At 53.5% G+C, this 24,544-nt stretch carries 23 protein-coding genes, 2 tRNA genes and 2 pseudogenes; 14 read left to right on the forward strand and 13 right to left on the reverse strand.

Annotated features, from left to right (window positions below; translation table 11 throughout):
• Positions 1-253: 253 nt before the first annotated feature.
• Complete coding sequence (gene msrQ, locus ACR0KG_RS18140; protein WP_480828053.1) at positions 254-868, reverse strand: protein-methionine-sulfoxide reductase heme-binding subunit MsrQ; 615 nt, start codon at positions 866-868, stop codon at positions 254-256.
• A gap of 4 nt (positions 869-872) precedes the next feature.
• The gene (gene msrP, locus ACR0KG_RS18145; RefSeq protein ID WP_480545147.1) at positions 873-1,775 is read right to left on the reverse strand and encodes a protein-methionine-sulfoxide reductase catalytic subunit MsrP; all 903 of its coding nucleotides are present in this window, start codon (positions 1,773-1,775) and stop codon (positions 873-875) included.
• 221 nt (positions 1,776-1,996) lie between these two features.
• On the opposite strand from msrP, the gene ACR0KG_RS18150 reads away from it, so the two are divergent.
• Complete coding sequence (locus tag ACR0KG_RS18150) at positions 1,997-2,812, forward strand: cyclase family protein (RefSeq protein ID WP_480551547.1); 816 nt, start codon at positions 1,997-1,999, stop codon at positions 2,810-2,812.
• Between the two features lie 153 nt (positions 2,813-2,965).
• The gene (locus tag ACR0KG_RS18155; RefSeq protein ID WP_480828054.1) at positions 2,966-3,565 is read left to right on the forward strand and encodes an NAD(P)H-dependent oxidoreductase; all 600 of its coding nucleotides are present in this window, start codon (positions 2,966-2,968) and stop codon (positions 3,563-3,565) included.
• Positions 3,566-3,682: 117 nt separating this feature from the next.
• Here ACR0KG_RS18155 and clpB read toward each other — a convergent pair whose 3' ends face one another.
• A complete protein-coding gene (gene clpB, locus ACR0KG_RS18160; RefSeq protein WP_480828055.1) occupies positions 3,683-6,301 on the reverse strand; it encodes an ATP-dependent chaperone ClpB in 2,619 nt (872 codons plus the stop codon).
• Positions 6,302-6,424: 123 nt separating this feature from the next.
• A complete protein-coding gene (locus tag ACR0KG_RS18165; RefSeq protein WP_480828056.1) occupies positions 6,425-6,742 on the reverse strand; it encodes a hypothetical protein in 318 nt (105 codons plus the stop codon).
• Positions 6,743-6,885: 143 nt separating this feature from the next.
• On the opposite strand from ACR0KG_RS18165, the gene pyrF reads away from it, so the two are divergent.
• Positions 6,886-7,590 carry an orotidine-5'-phosphate decarboxylase gene (gene pyrF, locus ACR0KG_RS18170; RefSeq protein ID WP_480828057.1) on the forward strand — a complete coding sequence of 235 codons (705 nt, stop codon included), beginning with the start codon at positions 6,886-6,888 and terminating at the stop codon, positions 7,588-7,590.
• Between the two features lie 341 nt (positions 7,591-7,931).
• Positions 7,932-9,185: a DNA polymerase IV gene (locus ACR0KG_RS18175; RefSeq protein ID WP_480828058.1), complete on the forward strand. Its 1,254-nt coding sequence runs from the start codon at positions 7,932-7,934 to the stop codon at positions 9,183-9,185.
• Positions 9,186-9,188: 3 nt separating this feature from the next.
• On the opposite strand, the gene ACR0KG_RS18180 is transcribed toward ACR0KG_RS18175, so the two are convergent.
• Complete coding sequence (locus ACR0KG_RS18180) at positions 9,189-10,043, reverse strand: N-formylglutamate amidohydrolase (protein ID WP_480551539.1); 855 nt, start codon at positions 10,041-10,043, stop codon at positions 9,189-9,191.
• A gap of 149 nt (positions 10,044-10,192) precedes the next feature.
• Here ACR0KG_RS18180 and ACR0KG_RS18185 point away from each other — a divergent pair.
• Positions 10,193-10,267, forward strand: a tRNA-Val gene (locus ACR0KG_RS18185).
• A gap of 88 nt (positions 10,268-10,355) precedes the next feature.
• Positions 10,356-10,481: a type B 50S ribosomal protein L36 gene (gene ykgO, locus ACR0KG_RS18190; RefSeq protein ID WP_008755722.1), complete on the forward strand. Its 126-nt coding sequence runs from the start codon at positions 10,356-10,358 to the stop codon at positions 10,479-10,481.
• 79 nt (positions 10,482-10,560) lie between these two features.
• On the opposite strand, the gene ACR0KG_RS18195 is transcribed toward ykgO, so the two are convergent.
• Positions 10,561-11,055: a GNAT family N-acetyltransferase gene (locus ACR0KG_RS18195; RefSeq protein ID WP_480551537.1), complete on the reverse strand. Its 495-nt coding sequence runs from the start codon at positions 11,053-11,055 to the stop codon at positions 10,561-10,563.
• 224 nt (positions 11,056-11,279) lie between these two features.
• On the opposite strand from ACR0KG_RS18195, the gene ACR0KG_RS18200 reads away from it, so the two are divergent.
• From ACR0KG_RS18200 to ACR0KG_RS18215, 4 genes and pseudogenes are all read left to right on the forward strand, one after another.
• A complete protein-coding gene (locus ACR0KG_RS18200) occupies positions 11,280-12,296 on the forward strand; it encodes a Fe(3+) ABC transporter substrate-binding protein (RefSeq protein ID WP_480551559.1) in 1,017 nt (338 codons plus the stop codon).
• A 118-nt stretch (positions 12,297-12,414) separates the two neighbouring features.
• Positions 12,415-12,969, forward strand: coding sequence for a helix-turn-helix domain-containing protein (locus tag ACR0KG_RS18205; protein ID WP_480551535.1), 555 nt, complete (start codon positions 12,415-12,417; stop codon positions 12,967-12,969).
• Complete coding sequence (locus tag ACR0KG_RS18210; RefSeq protein WP_480828059.1) at positions 12,966-13,547, forward strand: N-acetyltransferase family protein; 582 nt, start codon at positions 12,966-12,968, stop codon at positions 13,545-13,547. The genes ACR0KG_RS18205 and ACR0KG_RS18210 overlap by 4 nt, the downstream gene beginning before the upstream one ends.
• Before the next feature lie 482 nt (positions 13,548-14,029).
• Positions 14,030-14,375, forward strand: a pseudogene (locus ACR0KG_RS18215) (DUF6653 family protein).
• A gap of 209 nt (positions 14,376-14,584) precedes the next feature.
• Here ACR0KG_RS18215 and ACR0KG_RS18220 read toward each other — a convergent pair.
• From ACR0KG_RS18220 to ACR0KG_RS18235, 4 genes are all read right to left on the reverse strand, one after another.
• Positions 14,585-16,354 carry a glucosaminidase domain-containing protein gene (locus tag ACR0KG_RS18220; RefSeq protein ID WP_480828060.1) on the reverse strand — a complete coding sequence of 590 codons (1,770 nt, stop codon included), beginning with the start codon at positions 16,352-16,354 and terminating at the stop codon, positions 14,585-14,587.
• A gap of 115 nt (positions 16,355-16,469) precedes the next feature.
• The gene (locus tag ACR0KG_RS18225; RefSeq protein ID WP_480828061.1) at positions 16,470-17,441 is read right to left on the reverse strand and encodes an alpha/beta hydrolase; all 972 of its coding nucleotides are present in this window, start codon (positions 17,439-17,441) and stop codon (positions 16,470-16,472) included.
• 229 nt (positions 17,442-17,670) lie between these two features.
• On the reverse strand, positions 17,671-18,720 hold the full coding sequence (locus ACR0KG_RS18230) for a transporter substrate-binding domain-containing protein (protein WP_480828062.1): 1,050 nt from the start codon (positions 18,718-18,720) through the stop codon (positions 17,671-17,673).
• 6 nt (positions 18,721-18,726) lie between these two features.
• The gene (locus ACR0KG_RS18235) at positions 18,727-20,745 is read right to left on the reverse strand and encodes a hypothetical protein (protein WP_480828063.1); all 2,019 of its coding nucleotides are present in this window, start codon (positions 20,743-20,745) and stop codon (positions 18,727-18,729) included.
• A gap of 461 nt (positions 20,746-21,206) precedes the next feature.
• Between ACR0KG_RS18235 and ACR0KG_RS18240 the strand changes: the two are divergent.
• Positions 21,207-21,412: pseudogene (locus ACR0KG_RS18240) on the forward strand (transposase); the annotation flags it as partial.
• Between the two features lie 24 nt (positions 21,413-21,436).
• On the forward strand, positions 21,437-21,673 hold the full coding sequence (locus ACR0KG_RS18245; protein ID WP_480828156.1) for a hypothetical protein: 237 nt from the start codon (positions 21,437-21,439) through the stop codon (positions 21,671-21,673).
• Positions 21,674-21,713: 40 nt separating this feature from the next.
• On the opposite strand, the gene ACR0KG_RS18250 is transcribed toward ACR0KG_RS18245, so the two are convergent.
• Positions 21,714-22,688: an adenylate/guanylate cyclase domain-containing protein gene (locus ACR0KG_RS18250; RefSeq protein ID WP_480828064.1), complete on the reverse strand. Its 975-nt coding sequence runs from the start codon at positions 22,686-22,688 to the stop codon at positions 21,714-21,716.
• Positions 22,689-23,153: 465 nt separating this feature from the next.
• Here ACR0KG_RS18250 and ACR0KG_RS18255 point away from each other — a divergent pair.
• Together ACR0KG_RS18255 and ACR0KG_RS18260 are read left to right on the forward strand one after the other, a co-directional pair.
• Positions 23,154-23,247: transfer RNA gene (locus tag ACR0KG_RS18255), tRNA-OTHER, on the forward strand.
• 19 nt (positions 23,248-23,266) lie between these two features.
• A complete protein-coding gene (locus tag ACR0KG_RS18260; protein ID WP_480828065.1) occupies positions 23,267-23,602 on the forward strand; it encodes a hypothetical protein in 336 nt (111 codons plus the stop codon).
• Positions 23,603-23,712: 110 nt separating this feature from the next.
• Here the strand turns inward: ACR0KG_RS18260 and ACR0KG_RS18265 are convergent, their stop codons facing one another.
• Positions 23,713-24,021: a hypothetical protein gene (locus ACR0KG_RS18265; RefSeq protein ID WP_480828066.1), complete on the reverse strand. Its 309-nt coding sequence runs from the start codon at positions 24,019-24,021 to the stop codon at positions 23,713-23,715.
• Positions 24,022-24,234: 213 nt separating this feature from the next.
• Positions 24,235-24,507, reverse strand: coding sequence for a hypothetical protein (locus ACR0KG_RS18270; protein WP_480828067.1), 273 nt, complete (start codon positions 24,505-24,507; stop codon positions 24,235-24,237).
• Between the last annotated feature and the right edge of the window lie 37 nt (positions 24,508-24,544).

Genomic DNA, 24,544 nt, shown 5'->3' on the forward strand with positions numbered 1-24,544 from the left:
CTCCGCCATCTCTAGCATCCCAGCAACAACCTCAGCGCCGCCGGTGAAGGGGGTTCTAAGGTCTAGCGATCAGGGCCGCAAGCAGAAAATTCAGAAATCCATTAAAAAACTGAAGCGCCAAGTTTTATTAAATTAATACAATTACTTAATGAAATTCAAACGTAAGATAAAAGCACAATACTCTGTGCCTTCTAACCGGGATCAACACCAAACACGCGTTATGCACGAGGTTACCCACAGACTCAGGTTAAACTCAGGCGGAATCGGCTTGCCTTGTACGAGACAGCAGCCCTGACATTGGCAATCGCAAAACCAAAAGGCCGACAATCACCAGAAGGTACAGCAGCGGTTCGAGCTGAAAGCCCTTTGCAATCATGATATAATGCACCCCACCCAACAGGACTGCCGGATAGACCAGCTTGTGCAACTTACGCCAGCGCGAACCCAAACGGCGCACCGACCAGCTGTTTGACGTCATGGCCAAAGGCAGCAACAGAAGAAACCCGGCCATGCCGACCGTAATATAGGGGCGCTTGATGATGTCGGCCCATATCTGGCTGGGCAGTTGAACGTCCAACACCAGCCAGACCAGCAAATGGAGCGTGACATAAGCAAAGGCTAAAACCCCAATCGCCCGGCGGAACTTGATCAAGTTCAGACCAAAGTGTTGACGCAAAGGCGTAACGGCCAGACCAAGGATCAGAAGCTGAAGGGCGAGTTCGCCCAACTCATGTTCCAGCGCCTTGATCGGCTCAACCCCCAATCCGCCAGTCAGGGCCAGATACAGAAACCAGGGGGCAGGAAGCGCCCCAAGCGCATAAATCGTCCAGATGGGGATCTTGCGTAGTATCTGATTTATTGCCTGCATCTGATCAGTAGAATTCTTTCAGGTCCATACCTTCATACAGACCAGCCACCTCATCCTCATATCCGTTGAACATGAGCGTCGGGATACGTTTGGAAAATAGCCCGCCGCCAATCTGACGTTCCGAACCCTGCGACCAGCGCGGGTGATCCACATTCGGATTCACGTTACTGTAAAACCCATATTCACGTGGCGCGGACATGTTCCAACTGGTGGGCGGCTCATCTTCGGTGAGGGTGATTTTCACAATCGACTTGATGGATTTGAACCCGTATTTCCACGGCACAACCAGTCGCAAAGGCGCGCCGTTCTGGTTTGGAATCGGCCGGTCATAAATGCCAGTCGCCATGATCGTCAGCGGATGCATCGCCTCGTCCAGACGCAAACCTTCTCTGTAGGGCCAGTCCAGGATCGGGAATTGAGTACCGGGCATTTCATCGGGGCGATAGGCGGTTTCGAACGCCACGTATTTTGCGCCCTCCTGCACACCTGCCATGTTCAAAAGGTCCGCCAATTCGAAACCATTCCAGGGGATAACCATTGACCAAGCCTCGACACAGCGGAATCGATAGATGCGTTCTTCGATCGTCATCTCGGACAGAATGTCCTGAAACCCGTATTCGCCAGGACGGTCGACCAGACCGTCAATCTGAATGCTCCAGGGTTCGGTCACCAGCATATGCGCGTATTTGGCCGGGTCGTCCTTGCGGGTCCCGAATTCGTAGAAATTATTGTAGCTGGTGATCTCTTCCCAAGTATTGGGCTCAAGGGCTTCTTGCGCCGCTGCGGGCCGCGCCATTGAAGCCAGCCCGACACCTGCCAACCCGGCCATCAGTTGCCGCCGGTTCAGAAATGCCGCCCGAGGGGTGACATCGGCATGTGTCAAAGTGTTGGTCCAGCGATGCGCCATTTGGGTCTCCGTCCTGTATCAGCGTCATGTGTGACGTAGTGCCCTGATAGCACAGCGCCAAGGAAACAAGCGTCACGATTGAGCGAAGTCGCTGTAACTTTCGCCCCTGCCCGACACTCCATCGCATAAGATTGAGGTTAGTTGGTCACATTTGAGTATAGTAAGCGAGTCGCAGTCCGATCTGCGATGAATGACTGAGAATGCTGACTGGGAGACTTCATATGTGTGACATCTGCGTAATGAATGCCGTCAAAGACAAAATGCTGTCGCGACGAAACTTCTTCAAAGCCGCGGCAGCCACAGGCGTGGCCGCAGCTGCAACCGGACTAAGCGCGCCGGCAGCTTTGGCTGCAGGTCATGGCGGGGTTGAGGATATGACCCATACGCTCAGCCCCGATTTCCCAACTTGGGGCGGGGAGCCCGGCATCTCGGCTGAGCAGGCGTTTAACTTCGCCGACCATGGGTTTAACCTATTCAACCTGTCGATCAACGAGCACACCGGGACACATATAGATGCGCCGCTGCATTTCTCGGCGGATGGCACATCGGTCGACGAAATCCCTGTTAGTGATCTGGTTGCGCCTTTGTGCGTGGTGGATATCGCCGCACGCGCTGCCGAGGATGCCGACACCCGCGTCACTCCGGATGACCTAAAAGCCTGGATCGCCGCGAACGGAGACATTCCGGATGGTGCCTGCGTCGCCATGCATTCTGGCTGGGCCAGCAAAACCGCAACGGATGAGTTCCGTAACTTCGATGGCGAGGCGCAGCACTATCCCGGTTTCCATGTCGAGGCTGCGCAGATGCTGATGGAAGACACGGGCGCGCGGTCAATTGCGGTGGATACACTGTCGCTGGACCATGGCATGTCCGCCGATTTCGCCACTCACTACGCCTGGCTGCCTTCGGGCCGGTTCGGGATCGAATGCTTGGCCAACCTTGACCGCGTCCCCGCTGCAGGGGCCACGCTTGTTATCGGCGCGCCGAAACACAAAGGCGGCACAGGAGGGCCCGCGCGGATATTTGCGTTGGTTTGAGGACGACAATTAAAATACCATATCAGAGGCTCGCCTTGTCGGAGAGCCTTTGTTGCGATGATCCGCTCAGCTGCCAGTTTTGTGCTTGACCTAAAGGTACCTTGAGCAATCACAGTGCCTTTGGAAGACCAATTTCAACAGAAAGTCCCGTTCATGCACGTGCTGACCGTCGTCGATCATCCAGATCCCAACTCATTTACCGCCGCCGCAGCACAGATGTTCATGGATGGGGCCAATGCAGCTGGTCACACAACTGAATTTGCCGACCTGCATGCCGAGGGCTTCGATCCGCGTTGGTCCATGGCGGACATCGCGGGGGACAAAGCATCCGCGCCACTCGCAGATATTAGATCCGAGCAAGCGCGGATCTCGCGCGCGGATGCCATCTGCCTCGCGTTTCCACTTTTTTGGTGGGGGATGCCGTCGATGATGAAGGGTTGGGTTGATCGCGTCTGGTCTTGGGGTTGGGCCTATGATCAACTGGATGAACGCGAAACGTCGTTACAACGGCCCAGATCAGGGGTCTTGCTGATACCTGCTGGGGCAAGGTCCGACGAAATGGAAGACGCCGGATATCTGAACGCGATAGAGACACTCTGGACACAAGGCACCTTTGGGTATTTCGGGTTTTCGCCCCGTAAGCTGGAAATGCTCTATGGATCAACAGGATCGAAAGAGCGTCGCGAAGCACTTTTGGAACAAAGCTACCGCGCTGGACAGACATTGCCGGCACCTCGGCAGACCATGTCTTGATGGGTTCACAACGATACCTCAAACTCCAGTCGGGCGCTAAAGGTCAGGCATTCAACAGCGTTAGGTGCAAAAAAAGACCCGCTCACGCAGCGGGTCTTTCTGTTGATTTAGGTTTGATCAATGCACCACGGCATCATCCGGTCTGGGCCGTTCAGATGTGCCCAGCCGATCACCGATGATCAAACCATCGGCTCCGGCTGAGACCGGGACGGTTTCGCCATCCTTGATTTCACCGGCCAGCAGCGCCTCGGCCAGAGGGTTCTGCAGGGCACGTTGAATCACACGCTTCAAGGGACGCGCGCCAAAGACTGGGTCATAGCCTTCGTCGGCCAGCCATTCTTTTGCGCCATCATCCAATGCCAGTTCGATCTTGCGGGCGGTCAGACGTTTCTGCAGACGCGCCATCTGGATATCGACGATACCATCCATGTCGGCCCGCTTGAGCCGGTCAAAGATGATCGTCTCGTCCAGACGGTTCAGGAACTCGGGCCGGAAATGCGCCCGGACCGCATCCATTACATCCCGCCGCGCCTGCGCGCTGTCGGCCCCTTCGGGCAGTTGGCTCAGCGCCTGAGAGCCAAGGTTCGACGTAAGGATGATCAGCGTCTGCTTGAAGTCCACGGTACGGCCCTGACCATCGGTCAGCACACCATCGTCCAGAACCTGCAACAGCACGTTGAACACATCCGGGTGCGCCTTTTCGACCTCATCGAACAGCACGACCTGATAGGGCCTGCGCCGCACGGCTTCGGTCAGCACACCGCCTTCGTCATAACCGACATAGCCCGGAGGGGCACCGATCAGACGGGCAACCGCGTGTTTCTCCATGAACTCGGACATGTCGATGCGGACCATCGCATTGTCGTCGTCAAAGAGGAAGTTGGCCACGGCCTTGGTCAGTTCGGTTTTACCCACGCCGGTCGGGCCGAGGAACAGGAACGAGCCCAACGGGCGGTTCTCGTCATTCAGACCCGCACGCGCGCGGCGCACGGCGTTGGCGACGGCGGTTACGGCGGCATCCTGACCAATCACGCGGGAATGCAGATCGTCTTCCATCCGCAGCAGTTTCTCGCGCTCGCCTTCCAGCATTTTCGAGGTCGGGATACCCGTCCAGCGTTCGACAACGCTGGCGATCTGTTCCGGACGCACCGTTTCCTCGGCCATCATGGCGTTGCTTTCGGCGTTTTCGGCCTCGGTCAGCTTTTTCTCAAGCTCGGGGATGACGCCATAGGACAGCTCACCGGCTTTCGCCAGATTGCCTTCACGCTTGGCAATCTCGAGATCGGCCCGCGCCTTGTCGAGCTGTTCTTTCAGATCACGAGCACCCGCCAGCTTATCCCGTTCGGCCTGCCACTGGGCGGTCATCTCGGCGGATTGCTCCTGTAGGTCGGCCAGATCCTTTTGCAAGGTTTCCAGACGGTCTTTTGATGCCGCGTCGTCTTCCAGCTTCAGCGCCTCTTCCTCGATCTGCATTTGCAGGATCTGACGATCCAGCTGATCGAGTTCCTCGGGCTTGGAATCCACCTCCATCCGCAGACGCGACGCCGCCTCATCGACCAGGTCAATGGCTTTGTCGGGCAGGAAGCGGTCCGTGATATAGCGATGCGACAGTGTCGCCGCCGAGACCAGCGCCGAGTCCGAGATACGCACACCGTGGTGCAACTCATACTTTTCCTTGATGCCACGCAGGATGCTGATCGTGTCCTCGACGGTCGGTTCGGCCACAACAACGGGCTGGAACCGGCGCGCAAGGGCCGCGTCTTTTTCAACGTATTTGCGGTACTCATCCAGCGTGGTCGCGCCAATACAGTGCAACTCACCCCGAGCCAAAGCAGGCTTGATCAGGTTGGCGGCATCCATAGCACCATCTGATTTACCAGCCCCGACCAGCGTGTGCATCTCGTCGATGAACAGGATGATCTCACCGGCGGCTTCGGTAACTTCGGTCAGAACGGCCTTGAGACGTTCTTCGAACTCACCGCGGTACTTCGCGCCGGCTATCAGCGCGCCCATATCGAGCGCCAGCAGCTTTTTGTCCTTGAGTGATTCCGGCACGTCACCGTTGATGATGCGCAGGGCCATGCCCTCGGCAATCGCGGTTTTACCGACGCCGGGTTCCCCGATCAGAACCGGGTTATTCTTGGTGCGGCGAGAAAGAACCTGCATTGATCGGCGGATTTCTTCATCCCGCCCAATAATAGGGTCGATCTTGCCTTCAGCCGCTGCCTCGGTCAGGTCGCGCGCATATTTCTTGAGCGCGTCATAACCCTCTTCCGCCGACGCGGTGTCAGCGGTGCGACCCTTGCGGATATCATTGATCGCCTCGTTCAGTTTCTGCGCCGATACGGCACCGGCCTCCAAAGCATCCTTGGCTTTGGATTTCACCATGCACAGCGCCATCAGCACCCGTTCGACCGGCACAAAACTGTCACCAGCCTTGGTGGCGATCTTGGTGGCCTCGTCCAGAACCTTGGCGGTCTGGCCGTCCATGTAGATCTGGCTGGCATCACCGCTGACCTTGGGGATTTTCCCCATCGCGGCATCCAGCGCCTCGACCACACGGTTCGGTGCGCCGCCCGCGCGTGTGATCAGGTTGCTGGCCAACCCCTGATCGTCATCCATCAATGCTTTGAGTACATGTGTGGGCTCCAACCGCTGGTGCCCTTCGCGCAGCGCAATGGTTTGCGCCGCTTGCACGAATCCACGTGCCCGCTCGGTGAACTTGTTCAAGTCCATAGCATTCTCCTTCTAAAAGCGCCCCGGTATGATGCGCCCGCTTGGCGGCACGCGTCGATCTGGGCCTCACATTCAATCTGGGAGATATCTTTGCAGGTTCAAGAGGCTGAACCGCAGAAATCGCTACTCTCGCTGGATTGTATAAACAGTATACCCGCCGGTTTCTGCCACCTGAACAGCCCCGGTTTCATCCACCAACGATTGCGCCGCTGCGCTGCCCGTTGGGCAGGACACAAGATCCGCCGTGTGATCAAGAAAATCGATGGTAAACGCGGTCTCGCCGGTCAACTGGCACCAGTCATCTTCTGACCGATATCCACCCGCCAGGCGCAGGTCGTCATTTGTGGGTGCAGGGGCCGCCCCGACCTCTGGCGCATCGGGCGGGGTTTCATCACATGCCGCCAGCGCAACAAGCACGCTCAGCAAAACCAGTTTCTTCATATTCTGTCCCTTACGTTGAATTCGCGTGTTCTATGCCGGACAGGTTAGCACAGAATGAAACCCGGCGCGCCCGGCATCGCAGATGGACAGCCGCGTCCGAAACCGTTAGGACGCAGACGTTTGCCAAAAAGGAGCGCCCCACCATGTCCGATGACCGCCTGATCGTAGCCCTTGATGTTCCGAACGCCCTGCAAGGGCTGGCCATGGCCGAACGGCTGGGCGACAGCGTGTCTTTTTACAAGATCGGATTGGGTATGCTGACCGGTGGCGGGCTGGCTTTGGCCAATGAGCTGAAACAGGACCACGGCAAGCGCATCTTTCTGGACATGAAGCTGTTCGACATCGGCAACACCGTCGAAAACGCAGTGCGAGGGTTGGCGCAGTTTGATCTGGATTTCTTGACTGTTCACGGCGACCCGCATGTGGTGCGCGCAGCAAAGGAAGGGGCCTCGGGCAAGGACATGAAGATTTTGGCGGTAACCATCCTAACCTCGCTGAACCGCGCTGATCTGGATGCTAGCCTGCTGAAAGCGGGCGACGTGCAGGACCTGGTCGTCGAACGTGCGGTCAGGGCATTGGAGGCCGGGGCGGATGGTGTTATCGCCAGCCCGCAAGAGGCCGCCCTGATCCGCGCTTTGCCGCAGGCCGAAGGCCGCCTGATCGTCACTCCCGGCGTGCGACCTGCCGGGGCTGCCTTGGGGGATCAGAAGCGGGTTGCCACACCCGCCAGTGCAATTGGGGATGGGGCCGATCATATCGTTGTCGGGCGCCCGATCTACCAAGCGGACGACCCAAAAGCTGCCGCCCAGTCTGTGCTTAACGAATTAAATTCTTTGACACGCCACTAGGCGCCCCTGGGAATCGAATCCAGTTTGGATCCACAATTCCGTTCATTAACTTGACCTTACGTCAATTTTTGGGCGCTTCGGTCGAACTCACGCTGTTGTCCAAAATACACACAGCCCACCGCAAGTTTTGGGCCTGACGGTTAGAAACTATCTAAATATTGCGATTTCGGTGAGTCTTGGGGGTGTAATACTCCCCAACGAACCGTTTCTTCCTGAGGTTCGTTACCTCCCCCCGCTTACGCGCGGGGGGTCTTCTTTTCAAAATCAACAAGCCCTTTGATCGCCCTCAATCGGTGATATAAGGAATGCCTGATCCATTCGCGGAGCACCCGAGGACGCGTATGCCCGGTCTTTGCCGAGATTGCCTGACCACAGTTAACAATGAAACGCGTTGCCCCTCTTGCGGCAGCCCGCGTCTCACGTCGCATCCGGAGCTGTTTGACCTGTCCATTGCGCATATGGACTGCGATGCTTTCTATGCCTCGGTCGAAAAGCGCGACAATCCGGAACTTGCGGATAAACCCGTCATCATCGGTGGCGGAAAGCGAGGCGTGGTGTCGACCGCATGTTACGTGGCGCGTATCCGGGGCGTGCGCTCGGCAATGCCGATGTTCAAAGCCCTGCAACTGTGCCCCGACGCGGAGATAATCCGGCCGCGTATGTCGGTTTATGTCGAAGTATCGCGCGAAATTCGCAAGATGATGGACGAATTGACGCCAGTTGTGGAACCTTTGTCTTTGGACGAGGCATTCATGGACCTGTCCGGCACCGAACGCCTGCATGGCGCGCCACCTGCAGTCATGCTGGCTCGACTTGTCAAACGCATGAAGGATGAGCTGGGCCTGACAGGTTCAATCGGATTGAGCCATAACAAATTTCTGGCCAAGGTCGCCTCGGACCTCGATAAGCCGCGCGGGTTTTCGGTGATCGGAAAAGCCGAGACAGCCGAGTTTCTGCATGACAAACCTGTGCGTCTGATCTGGGGCATCGGGCCAGCGGCGCAGGAATCGCTGGAACGCGCCGGAATTCGCAGCTTCTCCGATCTGCTGCGCTGGGATCAGGAGGCGTTGACGGCCCGGTTTGGTTCGATGGGGTATCGCCTGTGGCATCTGGCACGAGGTCGGGACAAGCGGCGCGTGTCGGCGCATGAACCGATGAAATCAATAAGCAACGAGACTACGTTTTTTGAAGATACAGCCAGCATCGATATTCTGGACGGACATATCTGGCGCATGGCGTTGAAAGTGTCCGACCGGGCCAAAGCAAAGGATTTGGCCGGGCGGGTCGTGACACTGAAACTCAAGAAAGCCAACCACAAGATCATAACCCGTCGGGTCTCGCTGCGCGATCCAACCCAGATCGCGGACCGGATTTACCGCACCGCGCGCGGTCTGTTTGATCAGGTCGGGGATGAGGGTCCTTATCGGCTGTTGGGTTGTGGGCTTTCAGATCTGTGCCCAGCAGATCAGGCTGACATTTCAGGCGATTTGCTGGACCCCGATGCCACACGCCGGTCGCAGGCCGAGCGCGCAACGGACAAAATTCGTGAACGCTTTGGCACCGACGCCATCGTCAAGGGCCGCGCCCTGCGCTGAGGTCTATTCGGCCGCCAGCCGCTGAGGCCGTGCGCCGACACTGGTAATCTCGGCAATGACCTGACGCAGTAATTTGCTGAAAGCCATAAAGTTTGCGTTGGGGGCGATCTTATCCTCGTCCATATAAAGAGCGCGATCAATCTCGATCTGGATGGCATGCTGCTGGCGACCAGGACGACCATAAGTCTGAGTAACATAAGCACCAGCAAAGGGCGCGTTACGCGCTACGTTCAGACCCGCTGCGGCAAAGGCGGCTTCAATCTGATCGACGATCTGGCCGGAAGCAGACGCGCCAAATCGATCGCCCAGAACAATCTCGGGGCGGTTCTCATGCGCTGCCCCGGCGATGGCCTCATGCGGCATCGAATGGCAATCGATCAGGATGGCCTGCCCGAACATTTCATGCGACTCGGCCAGAAGTGATTTCAGCCGCGCGTGATAAGGCCGCCAATAGGTATCGATCCGCAATCGCGCCTCATCCATGGTCAGCTTGCCCCGATAAATGGCCCGACCATTGGCCACGACGCGGGGAATCACCCCCAGTCCGGACGCGACGCGCGGATTGTGCCCCTGGCGGCGCGCGCCGCTGATCAATGCGGGATCAAGTTCCTCTGCGCTGCGATTCAAATCCAGATAGGCGCGAGGCATAGCGGCACGGATCAATGGCGCTCCAAATTCGGAGGCCGGCGTAAACAGTTGATCTACAAAGGCATCCTCAGAAGATCGAATCGCCTTTGGGCTTAGAACCGAACGGTCCAGCAGCGCCTGCGGATAGTCCCGCCCGCTATGAGGCGACGAAAACACCACACTCGAACTGCGGTTCACGGGAATGTCCAGTATAAAGGCTGCGTTCGCCATAGCCCCTCCATTGCTGTTGCCCAACATAGACCGGAAATTTGTTCTACCAAACCCCTTGAACCCCTGAACGACTCCTTTTATAGACCCCGCTACCGGCGCGGTGATCCGCGCCCCATTTCGTTATGGGGTAGGCATCGTGACGGGAACGTGGGCGGTTAGCTCAGCGGTAGAGCACTTCGTTGACATCGAAGGGGTCACAAGTTCGATCCTTGTACCGCCCACCATCGTTTCACTGTTCCGGTTTCCGGGACCCCGACTAACCCAGGCGCTGGCCACGTCTTTGATGAAGGCGCCGCAGATTGGAGACAGACCATGAAGGTCAAGAACTCGCTCCGCTCGCTCAAGAATCGGCACCGCGATTGCCGGATTGTGCGTCGCAAAGGCCGCGTCTACGTGATCAACAAGACGCAGCGCAAGTTCAAAGCTCGCCAGGGCTGAGAACCGCGCTTATAGATTTCGAAGAAACCGCGCCGTTGAGCGCGGTTTTTTTGTTTTGAAACGCCACTTGCTGCCTGAACTATTCATCCAATCCGGCCGTCATCTGTTTCTCAAAACGCCACACTTCCATTGGGAACGCGCCTTCCGAGGTGTCGAGATTCACAACCCGCTGCCCAGCTTTGACCCAACCTGTCTTCTCATAGAACCGGCTTGCGCGTTCGTTGCCCATTGCGCAGGCCAGCCAAGCCATTTTGTGACCGGCAGCCTTGATCCGGCTTTCGGCGTCTTTAATAAGCGCTTGAGCGACACCTGAACCCCGCGCCTGTTGCGACACATACATCTGATATAGCTCGTCCTCTTTTATCATGCAGATCCCAAGCAGTTTGGAACCGTTGACAGCAATCCGGGTATCCAGAAGGTTCTCCATCGTGCGCTCCAAAAAACTATCTTTAGTACGCAGTGCACGAAGGCGGGAAGGCACGATATCAGCATGCGCGTCATGCCAGCCGGTTTCCCAGATCCTTGCGATCTGCCCAACCCATTCTTTGGTGGCGTTCTCCAGACGGTAGGTCATTTCTGAAATCTACACCCGCGGCACTGCATCAGCAAACAGCGCACTGAGGTCTGTGCCCATCTCCTGAGAATCCCCGACAGGTAAACCAATGATCTGATGGGTCGAACCCGCGACCATGTGACCAACTATTTTAGTCGGATTTTCTTGCATCTTACCCAGAATCGTTTAATTGACAATTTCAGTCGGATTATGAACCGCCAAGAATTTCAATGTTGGGAGACACTATGCTGAAATCCTCGACCTGTATCGCCGCAGCCATGACAGCGCTGATTGCCACCTCCGCCGCTGCAGACGGTGAACTGAACCTCTATTCGTCGCGCCACTACGATACCGATGAACGCCTCTATTCCGACTTCGAAGAAGCGACCGGCATCAAGATCAACCGCATCGAAGGCAAGGCCGACGAACTGATCGCGCGTATGGAAGCCGAAGGTGCAAACTCGCCAGCAGACATCCTGCTGACCGTTGACACTTCGCGCCTGGAACGCGCCAAGAATGCAGGTGTTCTGCAATCGATTGACAGCGCAGTTCTGGAAGAGCGTATCCCGTCGAACCTGCAAGACAGCGACAACCAGTGGTTTGGCTTCTCACAGCGTGCACGCATCCTGTTCTATGACAAGAACGACGTCAGCGAACCGCCGCAAACCTACGCCGATCTGGCCGACCCGAAATACAAGGGTCAGGTCTGCATCCGTTCCGGCACCAACGTGTACAGCCAAACCATTCTGGCCGCGATCATCGAGCATGCTAGTGCAGATGCCGCGAAAGACTGGGCCGAAGGCGTTGTTGCGAACTTCGCACGCGATCCCCAAGGCGGGGACACCGACCAGCTGCGCGGGATCGTTTCAGGTGAGTGTGACATCGCGATGTCCAACACCTACTACTTCGCCCGTGCCATTCGCAAAGACGTGGATGGTGTATCCGCCGAGCGTGACATGATCGGCTGGGTCTTCCCGGATCAGGACGGCAATGGCGCGCATATGAACCTCTCCGGTGGTGGCGTTGCGGCAAACGCTCCGAACAAGGAAAACGCCATCATGTTCCTTGAGTATCTGGCAAGCGATCAGGCGCAGCAGTACTTCTCTGCCGGTAACGACGAATATCCGGCGGTTGAAGGCGTTGCCATTTCGGCTTCGGTTTCAGAACTGGGTGACTTCAAGGGCGACGACGTTGACCTGTCTGCCGTTGCGAAAAACGTACCAGAAGCACAAAAGATCTTTAACGAAGCTGGTTGGAAGTAAACCAACTGATCTCTGGTAGATTGCAAAGGGCGCAGATTTTCTGCGCCCTTTTTCGTTGCTATATCTATATATTTCTGCAACTCTTCTCATTATCGAGAATATTTCTACTATATGGACAATGCTGGATTCCCTCTCAACCCGCCTAGCAACCCGACTAAGTGAGCTACGCCAAGGCCGTGGCTGGTCATTGGATCAACTGGCCGGACACAGCGGCATCAGCCGGGCAACCCTGTCGCGCATGGAAAAGGGTGACGTCAGCCCAACGGCTGAAAACCTAGGTCGTTTATGCAACGCCTACGGCCTGCCCATGTCGCGCTTGCTGATGATGGTCGAAGACAGTTTCGACCCCAAGGTTCCACTTGAAAGGCAAACAGAGTGGAGCGATCCGGAAACCGGCTATACGCGCCGATCCGTCTCACCCCCGTCCACCGGGCTGAGTGGCGAAGTGCTGGAGTGCCACCTGCCACGCGACACCGTGATCCGCTATGAAGCCCCGCTAAAACCAGGTCAGGAACATCATCTGATTGTACTGGACGGAGTGATGACACTCACGGTGGATAGCACCACGCACGAGCTGAGCGGCGGGGATTGCCTGCGCTATCACCTGTCTGGCCCGACGCGATTTGAAACCACGGCAGCGCGCGGCGCGCGCTATATTCTGGTACTGATATGATCACACGACTCTCGGACGATTATTTCGATGACGCAGTCGATGACCTTTCCGATATTCTGCACGCGTGTGTCCATACCGGAGCGAGCATCGGATTCGTTCTACCCTTCTCGATGGAAGACGCGCGCAGCTATTGGCACAATCGAGTGCGGCCGGACCTACACGCGCTGGACCTGTTTGTAGCTTACGATGCTGGCCGCATTTTGGGTACGGTCCAACTGATCCCCGCCAACATGCCAAATCAGCCGCATCGTGCCGATGTTGCCAAGCTTCTGGTTCACCCGAACGCAAGGCGGCGCGGTTTGGCGCGGGCGCTCATGGGCGCGCTTATGGACCGATCGCGCGAACTTGGCCGTACCCTCTTGGTTCTGGACACGCGCAGCACTGACCCATCGAAACTGCTCTACCAGAGCATAGGTTTTCAGATCGCCGGAGAAATCCCAAACTATTGCCGCAACCCGTTTGAACCCACGCTGGAGCCTACCACCTATATGTACAAAGACCTGAGGCAGCGCGCCGCGTCAGATTCAATCAACACAGGCCAAGGGGCAGAAACCGATCCTGCCCACACGACGCTGTAGGCGTGCGCATAACGCTGCGTTCCAGTCATTGATTTCATTCATGAAATTCAAGTGTGCTCGCCCATAACTTTGCGCGACATTTGCGCATAATTTTGCACGATTTGCCCATAACTTTGCGCTTTTCAAGAAACCTACTCGAGTTATGGTTTATGCCGTGCGATTTGGTCAACTTTGAAGCGCTGTTGCTCAATCAAAAGTGCATTCTGGCTGGCAAAGTTCAACCTTTATCCGAAGATAGGATACTCATTCGCGCGTTACGGAAAGTCGCAGAGTTGGAACCCGGCGGCAGTAAAAATACTCGGTGGAAGGCCTTGCGATGTAATATGCTTTCTCATTCTATCAACGAATGCCTGATCTTAACCAGAGGACGAGACTTGAAAGCGGTTGTGGTCAGCATTGGATGAATCCAATCTCGCTAATGGACTTACAGTTTCTGGAGTGACTCGATGGACATAGTCCGACTGACCGAACGCTTTATGGGCATGAAAGACGAAGTTTGGTTGCGACATACAAACCCTTGGTCTGTCTGGACTCGCGTACTTACGCCGCTGCCCCTGTTGGCGTTGGCGATCTGGAGTCGCGCGTGGATTAGCGGCTGGGCATGGGTTGCTGTTGGTCTGGGTCTGGATCAATCCGCGTACGTTTTCACAACCCAAGACTTTTGACAGTTGGTCAGCGCGAGGTGTATTGGGGGAGCGTGTCTGGCTGCGGCACCAAGACAAGATTTCGGCGCATCATGTCCGTTGTCAGATAATCTGGGCCAGTCGACGGTCATGGCTAGTGGAAAGTTCCGACCATCTTGTTTCTGACTATGCTGCCTGTGCTTGATTCTGCAAACGGCAATGGTTGTCGTCACCAAAATGAACCAGCGTGGCTGCGTTCAGGACTCCCTGTCCGTTGTCAGAGTTCCGGCAGTTGCGCGATCAGAATAGTGCTTGCAACGGGTCCGATCCCACGGACGGAACGCAAGATACCAGCGGTTTATGTCAGGCGTTGATCGGTAGCAAACGCCCACGCAATCTGATCCTTCAGTTAGCCTACTCTAATGGGTTGAGATTACCGCCGCTCCGGTGGTCACCAAGGCGTGCATCCGCAACTTTGTTAGCAAACAAACGTCCAAGCAACCCCGCCGCCAAAACCCCAACTGATCCACCAAAGCCTGGCAACAGACTTGCTCCGACAGTTGCAACGCCCTGCATAGCCGTTTGCAAAACAGTATCGTTGGCGAAAAATTGTGGCAGTAAATCGAATACAGTTCGCATCTGTGGTTGTGTGACATTTGATGAGTTGATTAGAGACTCGATTAAAGCTGCTAACCCTGGATACTGTGTCGCAAAATCAGCAGGCAAGCTGTCCAGAACCGGAGAAGAAGTACTTGCAGTTTCCGGCGCCGAGTTAACAATAGTGCTGTTTCCAACGCCGAGCACACCGAATGCGCCTAAGACCCAACTTAGGAATCTACCGCGTCGCGCATTTACCATTGTCCGCGAACCGGCGAGTGCTAGCTCTTTTTCCGTCATAGCTTCGCGCTCTTTGCCAAAGCGGCGCGGTTGTGCCGAATTTAGTGCGGATTGCGTGACGTCATCGACAACACCGGTTGTCGGGATACCGTTTTCATTCTGAAATGCCAGTAAAGCTTCGGTCGTAAGTGGCCCAAAAAGCCCATCTATTTTGCCAAGTTTGTAGCCGAGGGACGTTAGTTTCCTCTGCAATCCCTCCACGGCCATTTTATCCTGATGTCCCTCAAATAAATAATTAGACATAACTTTCTCCACACTAGCATTGGCATTAATGGAGCTCGCTTCGCGCTCGACATTGAATGCATATAAATTGTTGGATTTCATAATAGATTTCAGCTTTGTTCCGTATTGAGGATCTGTCGCATAAACTCCTGTGAGAGCGTCCGCGAATTTATCCGGGTCATCAAGGAATTTGCGAGCATCGGCGTAGGGGCTGCCTTTTCCCAATAACCTTGCATGTCGACTAAATGCGGCCTCAAGGCTCGGAAAAGACCGGAACTCTGCCAAGACCTTCCTCAATCGACCGCCAACAAACTCAGTAGTCCAAACCTGGACAGATGCTTCTCCGGCTCTAGCCTTAATGCCAAATGGATTATTTGAACCAGGCGGCATGCGCGTTCCGTATGCGCTTTCTATTGCCCATTGAGCCAATGTAACCGAAGTGGGAATACCCCATTCCCTTTGGCTTTCCTGTGCCGCAAGGATGACTTCATCGTTGAAACGCGCTGGGACATCAACCAGTGTACTAGCCGGCCTGCCAAGAATTACATCTGCGTTTTCCGGAAGGTCCTCTACTTCATCGTCTTCCAGATCGTAAACCCAGCCTGGTGGGCTATACCAACCACTATTGGCTGCCTCACGAAGCCATTCAGGTGCGTTTTTTGCCCGTCCGTTCGCGCCCCAGACGATTTTTCGCCTATCGCTTTCATCTATGCCGAAGCCAACGTGCAATGTGTTTGGGCCCATGTAGCCAACACCTGCGCCGATACCGTTTGCACCATAAGCGGCACATGCTGTAATAAATTTTTGGATGACTTCCGGGGCCTTCTTATCAGAGAACGCCTGCTTTTTGTCGCCAACAACGACGTAGAGATCTGCGGCTTGACCATTGTTATGCCTAGTTGAACCTGTCGTGCGGCCGGTGCTTCCAGGCTGACCGCCGGACACCACAAATATGGTATCTATCCCCGATACCGAACCTGCCTTCGAGAGAAGAGATCGAAGCGTCTCGTCAATCGGTTGATCTCTAATTTTTCCTTTAAGCTCTGATTGATCGATTATTGTCATGGTACATACTCACTTCATTTCAATAAAATCTAGGAAAGGTGGACTCAGAAAATGACATAGTTAAAGACTCTGGATACCAGGCATTACTCTGAAGCATTCGAGTTAGGTTGATCCATCACCTTAATATGATGGAGCGTTGAAGTGGGTCATCGGGGAACACACGTCCAACATCGATGCATTGAAAAATATGATCGAACACTAGTCCTGACTCGCCAGTAGTATCGCTGTAGCGAAAGTAGTTGTGACCTTTTGGAAAGTCGTATTCCGTGTTGATATCATCGCAATCAACTTTAAAAACATTACGCGGTGTGCGAACCATATTCTCCGGACCCGTGTGGCCAAGACGGCGAGATGCAACCTTGTTCTTTAAATTGGCAGCCTTGCTTGCGCGAAGTGCTAAATCGTCCGAAGCATAGTAAACGATAACGTTTCGTGAGGCGTGTGAAATGAGCTCTCCTACTTGACCTTCTTGAAGAGTTTCATTTACTACATCGGCCGCCACCAAAAATGTATTGCGAAAAATCAGAGGCACTCCGGCGGCCAAGTCATACCTATTCCAACTTGCAAGTGTCTGCCGAAGCACACGGTTTCCCATTGAGTGGGCGAGAAGATTGATGCGCTTCAAACAGGGAGCAACTTCCGGGTTATTCTCTTTTGAATTACGCCATGCCATGAATTTCTCTAGAACTCGAGCAAATGAATAGCCACTTTGATCAGCAGACTTTTGATCATCCCAGTAGTCTTCTACAATACCTAGATCGTTATCACACGGCCAAATAAGTGGCACGATTAATACTTCTTTTTTTCTTTTATCATCGCATAGCTTCTGCAATTCTGCGGCCATACGAAATACATCTTTTGGTAGGTTACTAAAGCCGTGAACGAATAAAAGAATTTGCCTGTACTTACTGTCTTTAATTCTTCTCAGAAACTCCTGACTCCCAATTTCCTTGTGAGTCTTGCCATTTCCCTTTTCACAAAAGAATACCGAGTTGCTTGGAGCGTTGTTTTTCAAATCAAAATTGAATTTACGCCCAATCTTTGATTTAATACTTTGTTTTGGAAAACGATTCGTAACAAAAAGCATGAGAGCACTCCATATCTTCTAAAGCCAAAACTAAAACCACCTACTTCATCAAGTTAATGGGCATACTTCTAACTCCCTAATTCTAGCGATCAGACAATAAGTCTCAAAAAGAGGAGACCATCAATAAGTTCCACTCCTAAGCTCAAATAAGAAAAAATATTACAACGAATTTAAGCCATTGAATGTATTTAGCGGCTCTCTCAACTAGTTAGAGAAAGCGATTTGATATTCAACGCGCGGGTACAATCAAACTTGTAAACGCGGACGTTAAACTGCTTGATGGGCGCGAACCTTCGAAATAAATCCAGAAAAGATGAAAAGGCAACGTGCTTCCACTGTCTTCGAAGGGTTCTGAAAAGACCCTTAATAGTGCGTTCTGTATCTTAATATATTGCTCACGCGAAACCCGCTCTGACAGTCCGAGCGCATACGGCTCAACTGAAAGAAAATTGTTTGATGCAACTACATTCGGACAGTCGCCATAGAGCCTAAGATAGGTTAGTAGAATGTCTCGGTCGCCAAAATAGTAGCTTAGCGGATAGCCTTCTGTTTCTGCACCCTTGCAAAGTTCTTCAATTCCTATCTTATGGGTGTCGAATGATTTGTAGCAAACCGTTTCCCACGGCGAGGGTTTTATTAGCTCAGGATCTTTGGCACGCAGAGCATTCGAGATGATTTCCGGTGCCGTACTGTCTTTAATGACACCCACACGAATTGATCCGATCTGCCCTGGACGCAACTTGTCGCAACTAGATACTGATTGCTGCTTCTTAACTGGTTCGGGTTTGGGGGAAAACTCTATTTTTGTCGCCCCGTCGTGAGCCAACGCATATCCGGCGTCTTTCCAAGCTTTTCGGCCTTTCAGGTACGCTATCTGAGCTGGTGTACCTTCCTCGAATACAACCTCGAGGTACGATCCACCGGATACAAACAATATAGGCGAAAAAAGGATCGTTTTGGACCTTTCTAAAGTGACAGTTAGAGGATCGCATAGGAGGTCAACCTTGTCTTCACCCGGTCCAGGCGAAAGAGAACTAATGCGGTCACCCGCCTCGACCTTTGACCACTCAAAATCCAACCCAGATTGTACTAAGACTTCTTGGCAGAGGTCATGTAAAAACCCGGTGCGTTCACCATTTTCAAGATAGACAAATGGAGCCGCATCGGCGCGGAATCCAACCTTGAGCCGGGTGTCAGCCAGCACAACCCCGACCATCAAGTAGGGGATTATGATTATAAGTGCCAGTAGCCACATTCGTCCCAGAAACGCCCACTGCATATTGTGTCAGTTCTCCCTTCTATGGGATTTGCGCCACTTTTGAATTGAAGCAACAACAAGAAAAAATACTACGAAGCCCGTTCCAATAGTCATCAACCATCGGGCAATGCGCTCATCCATAACAACGGGCCGTGCCAACGGTATACGCATATCTTTGTAGAGGGGATCGATTAACAAAGCTGCACCCAAACAAACAATTAGCAAGCTCCCTAGGAAAATCATTGAAAGAACGAAACTACGGTCGCTTTCACGTTCTTCCTGATCATAGGTAAGGCTCAGCACGACTGCCAGAACTGTACCGGCCAAAGCCGCTCGAGCCGCATAAAAAACGTTCTGCTTAGAAAAAAAGCTCGATAGCCCTGAATTTTGGTTAAAAGTACCACCTACAAACGGATCGACAAAGATATAAAGCAAGTACGCCAGAAAGCCCGAGAAATATGCAAGCGTTGCGACACCAAGATATTGAAGTGTGCGTGGCGTTAGAAGTTCGGTCCAATGATGCCACTTAGCTTCACTGTCGAGAGTGCTGCGCACCATGTAGACGGCAAGAATAGATGGCAATAGCATCACACTTAAGCGCAGCACCATACTCGAAATAATCTGTGCTGTGGTACTTTCTGCTGGCATGACAAGTTTTAGTGCAGAATTCTCGTCCGCAGCAGACAGCAGATACATAACCACGCTGGCCATCGTGATCGCAATTAGCGATGCAAACAGATAGAGATTGACCGAACTCGCAGTGCCTTTTTTTTCTTCTCGCGCCAGGCGAATCCAATCTAATGCTAATTGTGGGGTACTATTTCTATTCAGCGTAGGCGAGCGTTCCGCATACAGCGCCATCATTAGGCAACAAATATCCACTTGCCCAGGCGTATTTATGTCGGCACCGCGGATCTGTTTAGCTATTTCTTTCCACCGTTCACCGACGATGCTTCGAGCTTTCGCAATTTCAGTTTCCGTCGCTCGCCCAGAGTCGACATTCGTTTCTGGCATAGAGGCTTGAACGTGCTCGCTTTTGGTTTCGGAAGCAGTGAGCTTAGATACCGCCAAAGATTTAACAGATTCAGGAACCGCGACAAGCGCTGGCGCTGCTGCCCCCTCGCCGCGGGCCGCGCGTGCTACACGCGCTGCACCGGCGGGCGTATCACCGGGTACGGCAGCGTCGACAGCTAGACTCAGACTAAGCAGATGATCTACTTCAGTCAGAATACGGTCGATATCATCGTTGAGCCTCGAAGGTGCCTTGTCCGCAAAAAGGGTCTTGATTTTCGGCTCTGGCCATTCGCTCCGAATTTCTCCAAAAGCCACTACCTTCGCCATATTCTCTTGAAAAGCAACAACGTCAGCCTCTTCTTCTTGCGCAAAATTTCCATAAATTTCAGCAATTTCCGCTACATTAGTGTTGCCGACCTCGCTTTCATCTAAGATGGGCTTTACCTGCACTAATTTTAGGCTGCTCGACAGCTCTATTACAGAGCCTGGGATACCCACAACCCATAGCGACCAGCGTCGGATCCAGTTTTCGAAGCGGGCCACATAAGGTAAGCTAGGTAGTAGGCCGATCATTCCGAGAGCCATCACTATTGGGTTCCACGGGTGGTCAGAAATAGACGACTGGCGGGATGTCAAACTAATTAGAGCGTCTAAGAGGCCATCATCGACACGTGGCGGCTCTGCTGTGACGCGCCCCAACCCACCAACCGCATTCGCCTGCGAAAACCCAGCCTCCGTTGGCGTCAACCCTTTGGCTCCCAATGCAAATAACATACAGATAAATGTGAAGAACACTGCCAGACCAACAAAATAAACTAGGCACGCAAAGAAAAAATAGCGTCTGACGCGCACAGAAGAAGGAGGTAGTTGATGTAAGACGTGCGACACCGCACCTTCAACTGATGCGCTAGCCAAATTGTTCGGCACGTCAAGACGTTCTCGGACGAAGAATAAGAGAATTGCCAACCCCAAAACATAGGATAGCACGAAAGGATCAATCTCGAGGATTGCTGAAGTCAATTGACCAAACATTATTTTGTTTCCTGAACCTCAGTCGCGGCAAAGTCGCAAGAGGCAAACGAACCTGTAAGTCAGCAGCGCTCGGTTGCGGGATCACAATAACTCACTGGCTGATTGGTCCATGTAAATCCGTAGTCGGTATCTGGATTGACTGCCGCCACGGCAGACCCCGACACAACAATCGCTATAACAAGTATGGTTGATTTAGACATTGTACTCATCCGAGAATGCAAATTAATGTGCAGTCAATACTACCATAGAATGCGAAATTTTCCAAAAACTCAATCACCAACCGATCCCGGATCAACCCAGGACAAAGTTGCTAAACCAAAAATCAAAAAGGTTCGATGGACTTTGTCGCACAAATGCGACAAAGGATTCATTGCATGAAACCAGCGTGATAGCTGGCGGAAATGAGCAGTTGGTCACTTACGAAGAACAAGACCAGCAACTGGCCTTCGTAGAACACGGCGTTGAAAGAGCGCGATTCGCTATCGATCTGGTTTGATCCTGAAATGACCTGGAACTCACCCGAGACTGGTATGCGCGGCAGTCATTTTGAGTTCAGCGACGCGGCGATCCAGATTTGCCTCACAAGGTGGGTGCTTTTCAGCATACCCCTGGTCGGACAATCGGGTGCGCCGAAAGGCTGTTGCGTCTAGCAGGACTAGACGGGAAAACACGCACGAGGATTGATCAGGCATTGAGCGTCGTTGCCAGTGGTACGATGCCTGATCCATCCCCCGAACGAGCGCGCCTTAAATCCTACGGTGAATGGCTTGAGATTCGCGAAAAGCTCGACCCTCCAATCGTGCAAGACAGCATCCACCGCCTTCCGTTCATGAACGCGAAAAAAGCCTCGGAACTCATCGCAAACGGGATCACCAAGATTGACGAGATCACTGATCCATCTGTTCTGGGCAAGTCGACGCAACGCTAGGAGACTAGGCGATTTGCCAGAGTTACGGCGCCCCCAACACTTAATCTTGCCAATCCAACCGATACAAGACGTGGTGACCGCGTAGACCTTTCAGGAGTCTCGGTTCTATGTCAGAAAATGCGAAATCGGTTCGTCCTCCGACCATGGAGCGAGTCGCATCTGAAACGAGTATCTCGCCTGCCGCACCAACCGTGGTTATGCGTGACGCTTTGTTGACCACAGTACCGAAAAAATCTCCACGAGTTTGCACAACATCACCGGTGTGAATCCCAATCCGAACACCGAAAGATGGCTCCCCGGTTGCCGATGCAATGGCCTTCTGAATCTTGATAGCGGCCGTTAGTGCTTCTTTCGCAGACGAAAAGACGGACAACGTTCCATCTCCAAGGGATTTAACGAACTGGCCATGATGCTTTTCAATGATCGCCGATAAGACTTGGAAGTGGTTTTCGATCAGCACCGACCAACGCTGATCACCCAACGCTTCCGCTAAAGTTGTACTGCCCTCCACATCAGTGAAAAGTACCGAAGCTAAACCTTCGGTTTGGATCAGCTCGGGTCCCTCTTCACGCGCAGCATCGACCAGTTTTTGGATGGCCGGCTGTTCTTTACCCACGAGCTCAATATTTGGCGTTGGCACTGAAGCGTGGCGATTAATGATCTTCCAAGCCGCTCCCTCCAAGACAAAAATTAGGACAGTGCGATAAAAGACGGCTTCATCAAAGCCGACAAACTGAATCTTATGGACGAAGGATGACCATCCCGTTTCTCCGTTTTCAAAGGCTTCCGCCTCAACTTCTTCGAAAACGACCGGTGCCGGAATCTCCGCGAAAAAGCTGCTAACCCCACCGCGAACTGCTCGCCCGCTCCAAAACTCACCTTCGCCAGTTCCAACGAACCTTAGTTCATCTGCTTTCGACAGAAAATTCTGCAACTCATCAGTATTCTTCTTGGTTCTGAGTATTTCATACCAACGCCTCGAAACCGCCAGTAATTCAGGTGAGGAACGTATCATCACAAATGACTCGAGACGCTAAATGGAATGAGGCTTACAAGGTCTTGCAACCGGGATCTCCATTTTTCGAAAGATACAGGTCAATGCTGCCGCTGAGGTTTGGTCAGATCAAGACTTTTGTATTTTTCCAGAACAGAGCGCATCAGACGCAGATCAAAAGACGCGCGTCGGTTCAGAGCGAACTATCGACGGAGTTTCTGAGTTCGCGTCCGGATCATAGGGGATCGAATCGTTTCGCTGTCTGAGAGCTACTCGACGCTGTACTGACCCGTAAAATAGGATGCTTCATTCTTTTTGGCACACGCTAAGCTAGAAGGTTCCCAGAACTACGCGGTGAATTTCGAAGTGCAGTACGCGCCGTCTTGACATGGTTATTCGAACTGGTTCAGCTTGCGGTCATGACGTTCACACGCATCCACTGCCATCGAATATCGGCCTGAGGTCGATAACCCACGCGAGATCCGTGGGAGGCAGCATTGGTATGCGGGCGAGGCTTATATCCTTGTAATTGCTCCAGATTAGAGTGCACGAGTCGGTTCGATTCCGACGCCTCCTACCATCCTCAGGAGGTGTCCGACATGGCGGATGAAGTTACGAACGCAATTGATTTCAACGATATCAAGCAATCGGTCGAGAGGAGCCTCGGCCACACACCCAAAGGCTGGTCTGGCTTGGTGACGACGCTCTTCACAGAGGTCAAAGAATACTGCGATCTAAAGGATGCCACCTGCCCTTTCATCCTCCAGATCAAAGAGGAACTCGGCGAGCTCCGCATCTATCACCGGTGTGATGATCGACAAATTCAGTCGATGATCACCGCCACAATTGCACGAGCAAATCGTACCTGTGAACGATGCTCAAACGCTGCCGAGACCCAGATTTTGGATGGGTGGTACACGACCCTGTGCTGTTGATGCGCGCATGATGTCGCGAGCAAGCGCCACCCTGAAAGGAAGAGGCTTTTTGGTGTTCGAAAAAAGCCTGCTCGGAATCGAATGACCTGCTCAGTTTGTGGCTATTTCGGTCAGATCGACCGAACGGATGAGCGCGGACGTTGTCCTGCTTGCGTGGGAAAGGGGTGGTGATGACGGTAGAACAACAAGTGATCTTCAATAAGATTATGGAAGACTACGATGATGAGGACTACGCCCGAAAGCTCATGAATACGGGCTCGCTGGCCACCGGTCATGTCACGCCGATTGCGCTTTGCCAGATCCCGGGAGGTGTATTCCACCTCAACAGGGCCAAGTTCTGGAGAGTGTAACTGATGGATGATGTCGAAAAGAGCTGGAAGGAATTCCGGGAAAAGGTTCGAGGTGTGATCGAGGATCATGGACCTCCAGATGATCTCCGCTCATTTGACGCCTGGTACGCCGAAGAGATGCGTATGGTGATGGCGCACAACTACCCAGCTCCGCACGTCTCTGACGTCACATGGTCGACCGAGGGTCTGCATGTCGAGTGTGATGACCACGAAGTGGTCGACCGTGTGATGACTGCTATGGCGGAGGTTTCACACGATCTCAAAGAGGCGCGGGCCCGGAAGTCAGTGATGAGCAGTGTTGTCGACTGGAATGATATTCATGGAAGCGTCTTCAAGCAGCTTGGTGAGTATCGTACCGGGTGGGCGGAGCAGCTTACGCTTGCCCTTGAGAAAGTGAAGAGGTTGATCGACGAGCAGCCCGACCTGTTTGGTGATGAACGCCCGTCCATCGTTCAGATCAAACAGAAATGGGGAGGCTTGCGCGTCTATGAGGGCCCGGGCTGCAACCAGGCTACGAGTGAAGAGATCCAGTGGCGTGTCGATCAGATTGAGCATACCTGTGAAGGTTGTTCTAATTCTGCCCAACGCCAGA

The organism is Ruegeria sp. H4, assembly GCF_056533065.1.

Excerpts from the sequence above, each read along its gene's own strand:
- msrP (WP_480545147.1), bottom strand. The coding sequence starts at position 1,775 with ATGGCGCATCGCTGGACCAACACTTTGACACATGCCGATGTCACCCCT.
- ykgO (WP_008755722.1), top strand. The coding sequence starts at position 10,356 with ATGAAGGTCAAGAACTCGCTCCGCTCGCTCAAGAATCGGCACCGCGAT.
- ACR0KG_RS18205 (WP_480551535.1), top strand. The coding sequence starts at position 12,415 with ATGCTGGATTCCCTCTCAACCCGCCTAGCAACCCGACTAAGTGAGCTA.
- ACR0KG_RS18150 (WP_480551547.1), top strand. The coding sequence starts at position 1,997 with ATGTGTGACATCTGCGTAATGAATGCCGTCAAAGACAAAATGCTGTCG.
- ACR0KG_RS18210 (WP_480828059.1), top strand. The coding sequence starts at position 12,966 with ATGATCACACGACTCTCGGACGATTATTTCGATGACGCAGTCGATGAC.
- msrQ (WP_480828053.1), bottom strand. The coding sequence starts at position 868 with ATGCAGGCAATAAATCAGATACTACGCAAGATCCCCATCTGGACGATT.
- pyrF (WP_480828057.1), top strand. The coding sequence starts at position 6,886 with ATGTCCGATGACCGCCTGATCGTAGCCCTTGATGTTCCGAACGCCCTG.
- ACR0KG_RS18200 (WP_480551559.1), top strand. The coding sequence starts at position 11,280 with ATGCTGAAATCCTCGACCTGTATCGCCGCAGCCATGACAGCGCTGATT.
- ACR0KG_RS18230 (WP_480828062.1), bottom strand. The coding sequence starts at position 18,720 with ATGCAGTGGGCGTTTCTGGGACGAATGTGGCTACTGGCACTTATAATC.
- ACR0KG_RS18180 (WP_480551539.1), bottom strand. The coding sequence starts at position 10,043 with ATGGCGAACGCAGCCTTTATACTGGACATTCCCGTGAACCGCAGTTCG.
- ACR0KG_RS18235 (WP_480828063.1), bottom strand. The coding sequence starts at position 20,745 with ATGTTTGGTCAATTGACTTCAGCAATCCTCGAGATTGATCCTTTCGTG.
- ACR0KG_RS18220 (WP_480828060.1), bottom strand. The coding sequence starts at position 16,354 with ATGACAATAATCGATCAATCAGAGCTTAAAGGAAAAATTAGAGATCAA.
- ACR0KG_RS18155 (WP_480828054.1), top strand. The coding sequence starts at position 2,966 with ATGCACGTGCTGACCGTCGTCGATCATCCAGATCCCAACTCATTTACC.
- ACR0KG_RS18265 (WP_480828066.1), bottom strand. The coding sequence starts at position 24,021 with ATGATCCTCGATCACACCTCGAACCTTTTCCCGGAATTCCTTCCAGCT.
- ACR0KG_RS18270 (WP_480828067.1), bottom strand. The coding sequence starts at position 24,507 with ATGCTCAATCTGATCGACACGCCACTGGATCTCTTCACTCGTAGCCTG.
- ACR0KG_RS18175 (WP_480828058.1), top strand. The coding sequence starts at position 7,932 with ATGCCCGGTCTTTGCCGAGATTGCCTGACCACAGTTAACAATGAAACG.
- clpB (WP_480828055.1), bottom strand. The coding sequence starts at position 6,301 with ATGGACTTGAACAAGTTCACCGAGCGGGCACGTGGATTCGTGCAAGCG.
- ACR0KG_RS18195 (WP_480551537.1), bottom strand. The coding sequence starts at position 11,055 with ATGACCTACCGTCTGGAGAACGCCACCAAAGAATGGGTTGGGCAGATC.
- ACR0KG_RS18225 (WP_480828061.1), bottom strand. The coding sequence starts at position 17,441 with ATGCTTTTTGTTACGAATCGTTTTCCAAAACAAAGTATTAAATCAAAG.
- ACR0KG_RS18250 (WP_480828064.1), bottom strand. The coding sequence starts at position 22,688 with ATGATACGTTCCTCACCTGAATTACTGGCGGTTTCGAGGCGTTGGTAT.
- ACR0KG_RS18165 (WP_480828056.1), bottom strand. The coding sequence starts at position 6,742 with ATGAAGAAACTGGTTTTGCTGAGCGTGCTTGTTGCGCTGGCGGCATGT.
- ACR0KG_RS18260 (WP_480828065.1), top strand. The coding sequence starts at position 23,267 with ATGGCGGATGAAGTTACGAACGCAATTGATTTCAACGATATCAAGCAA.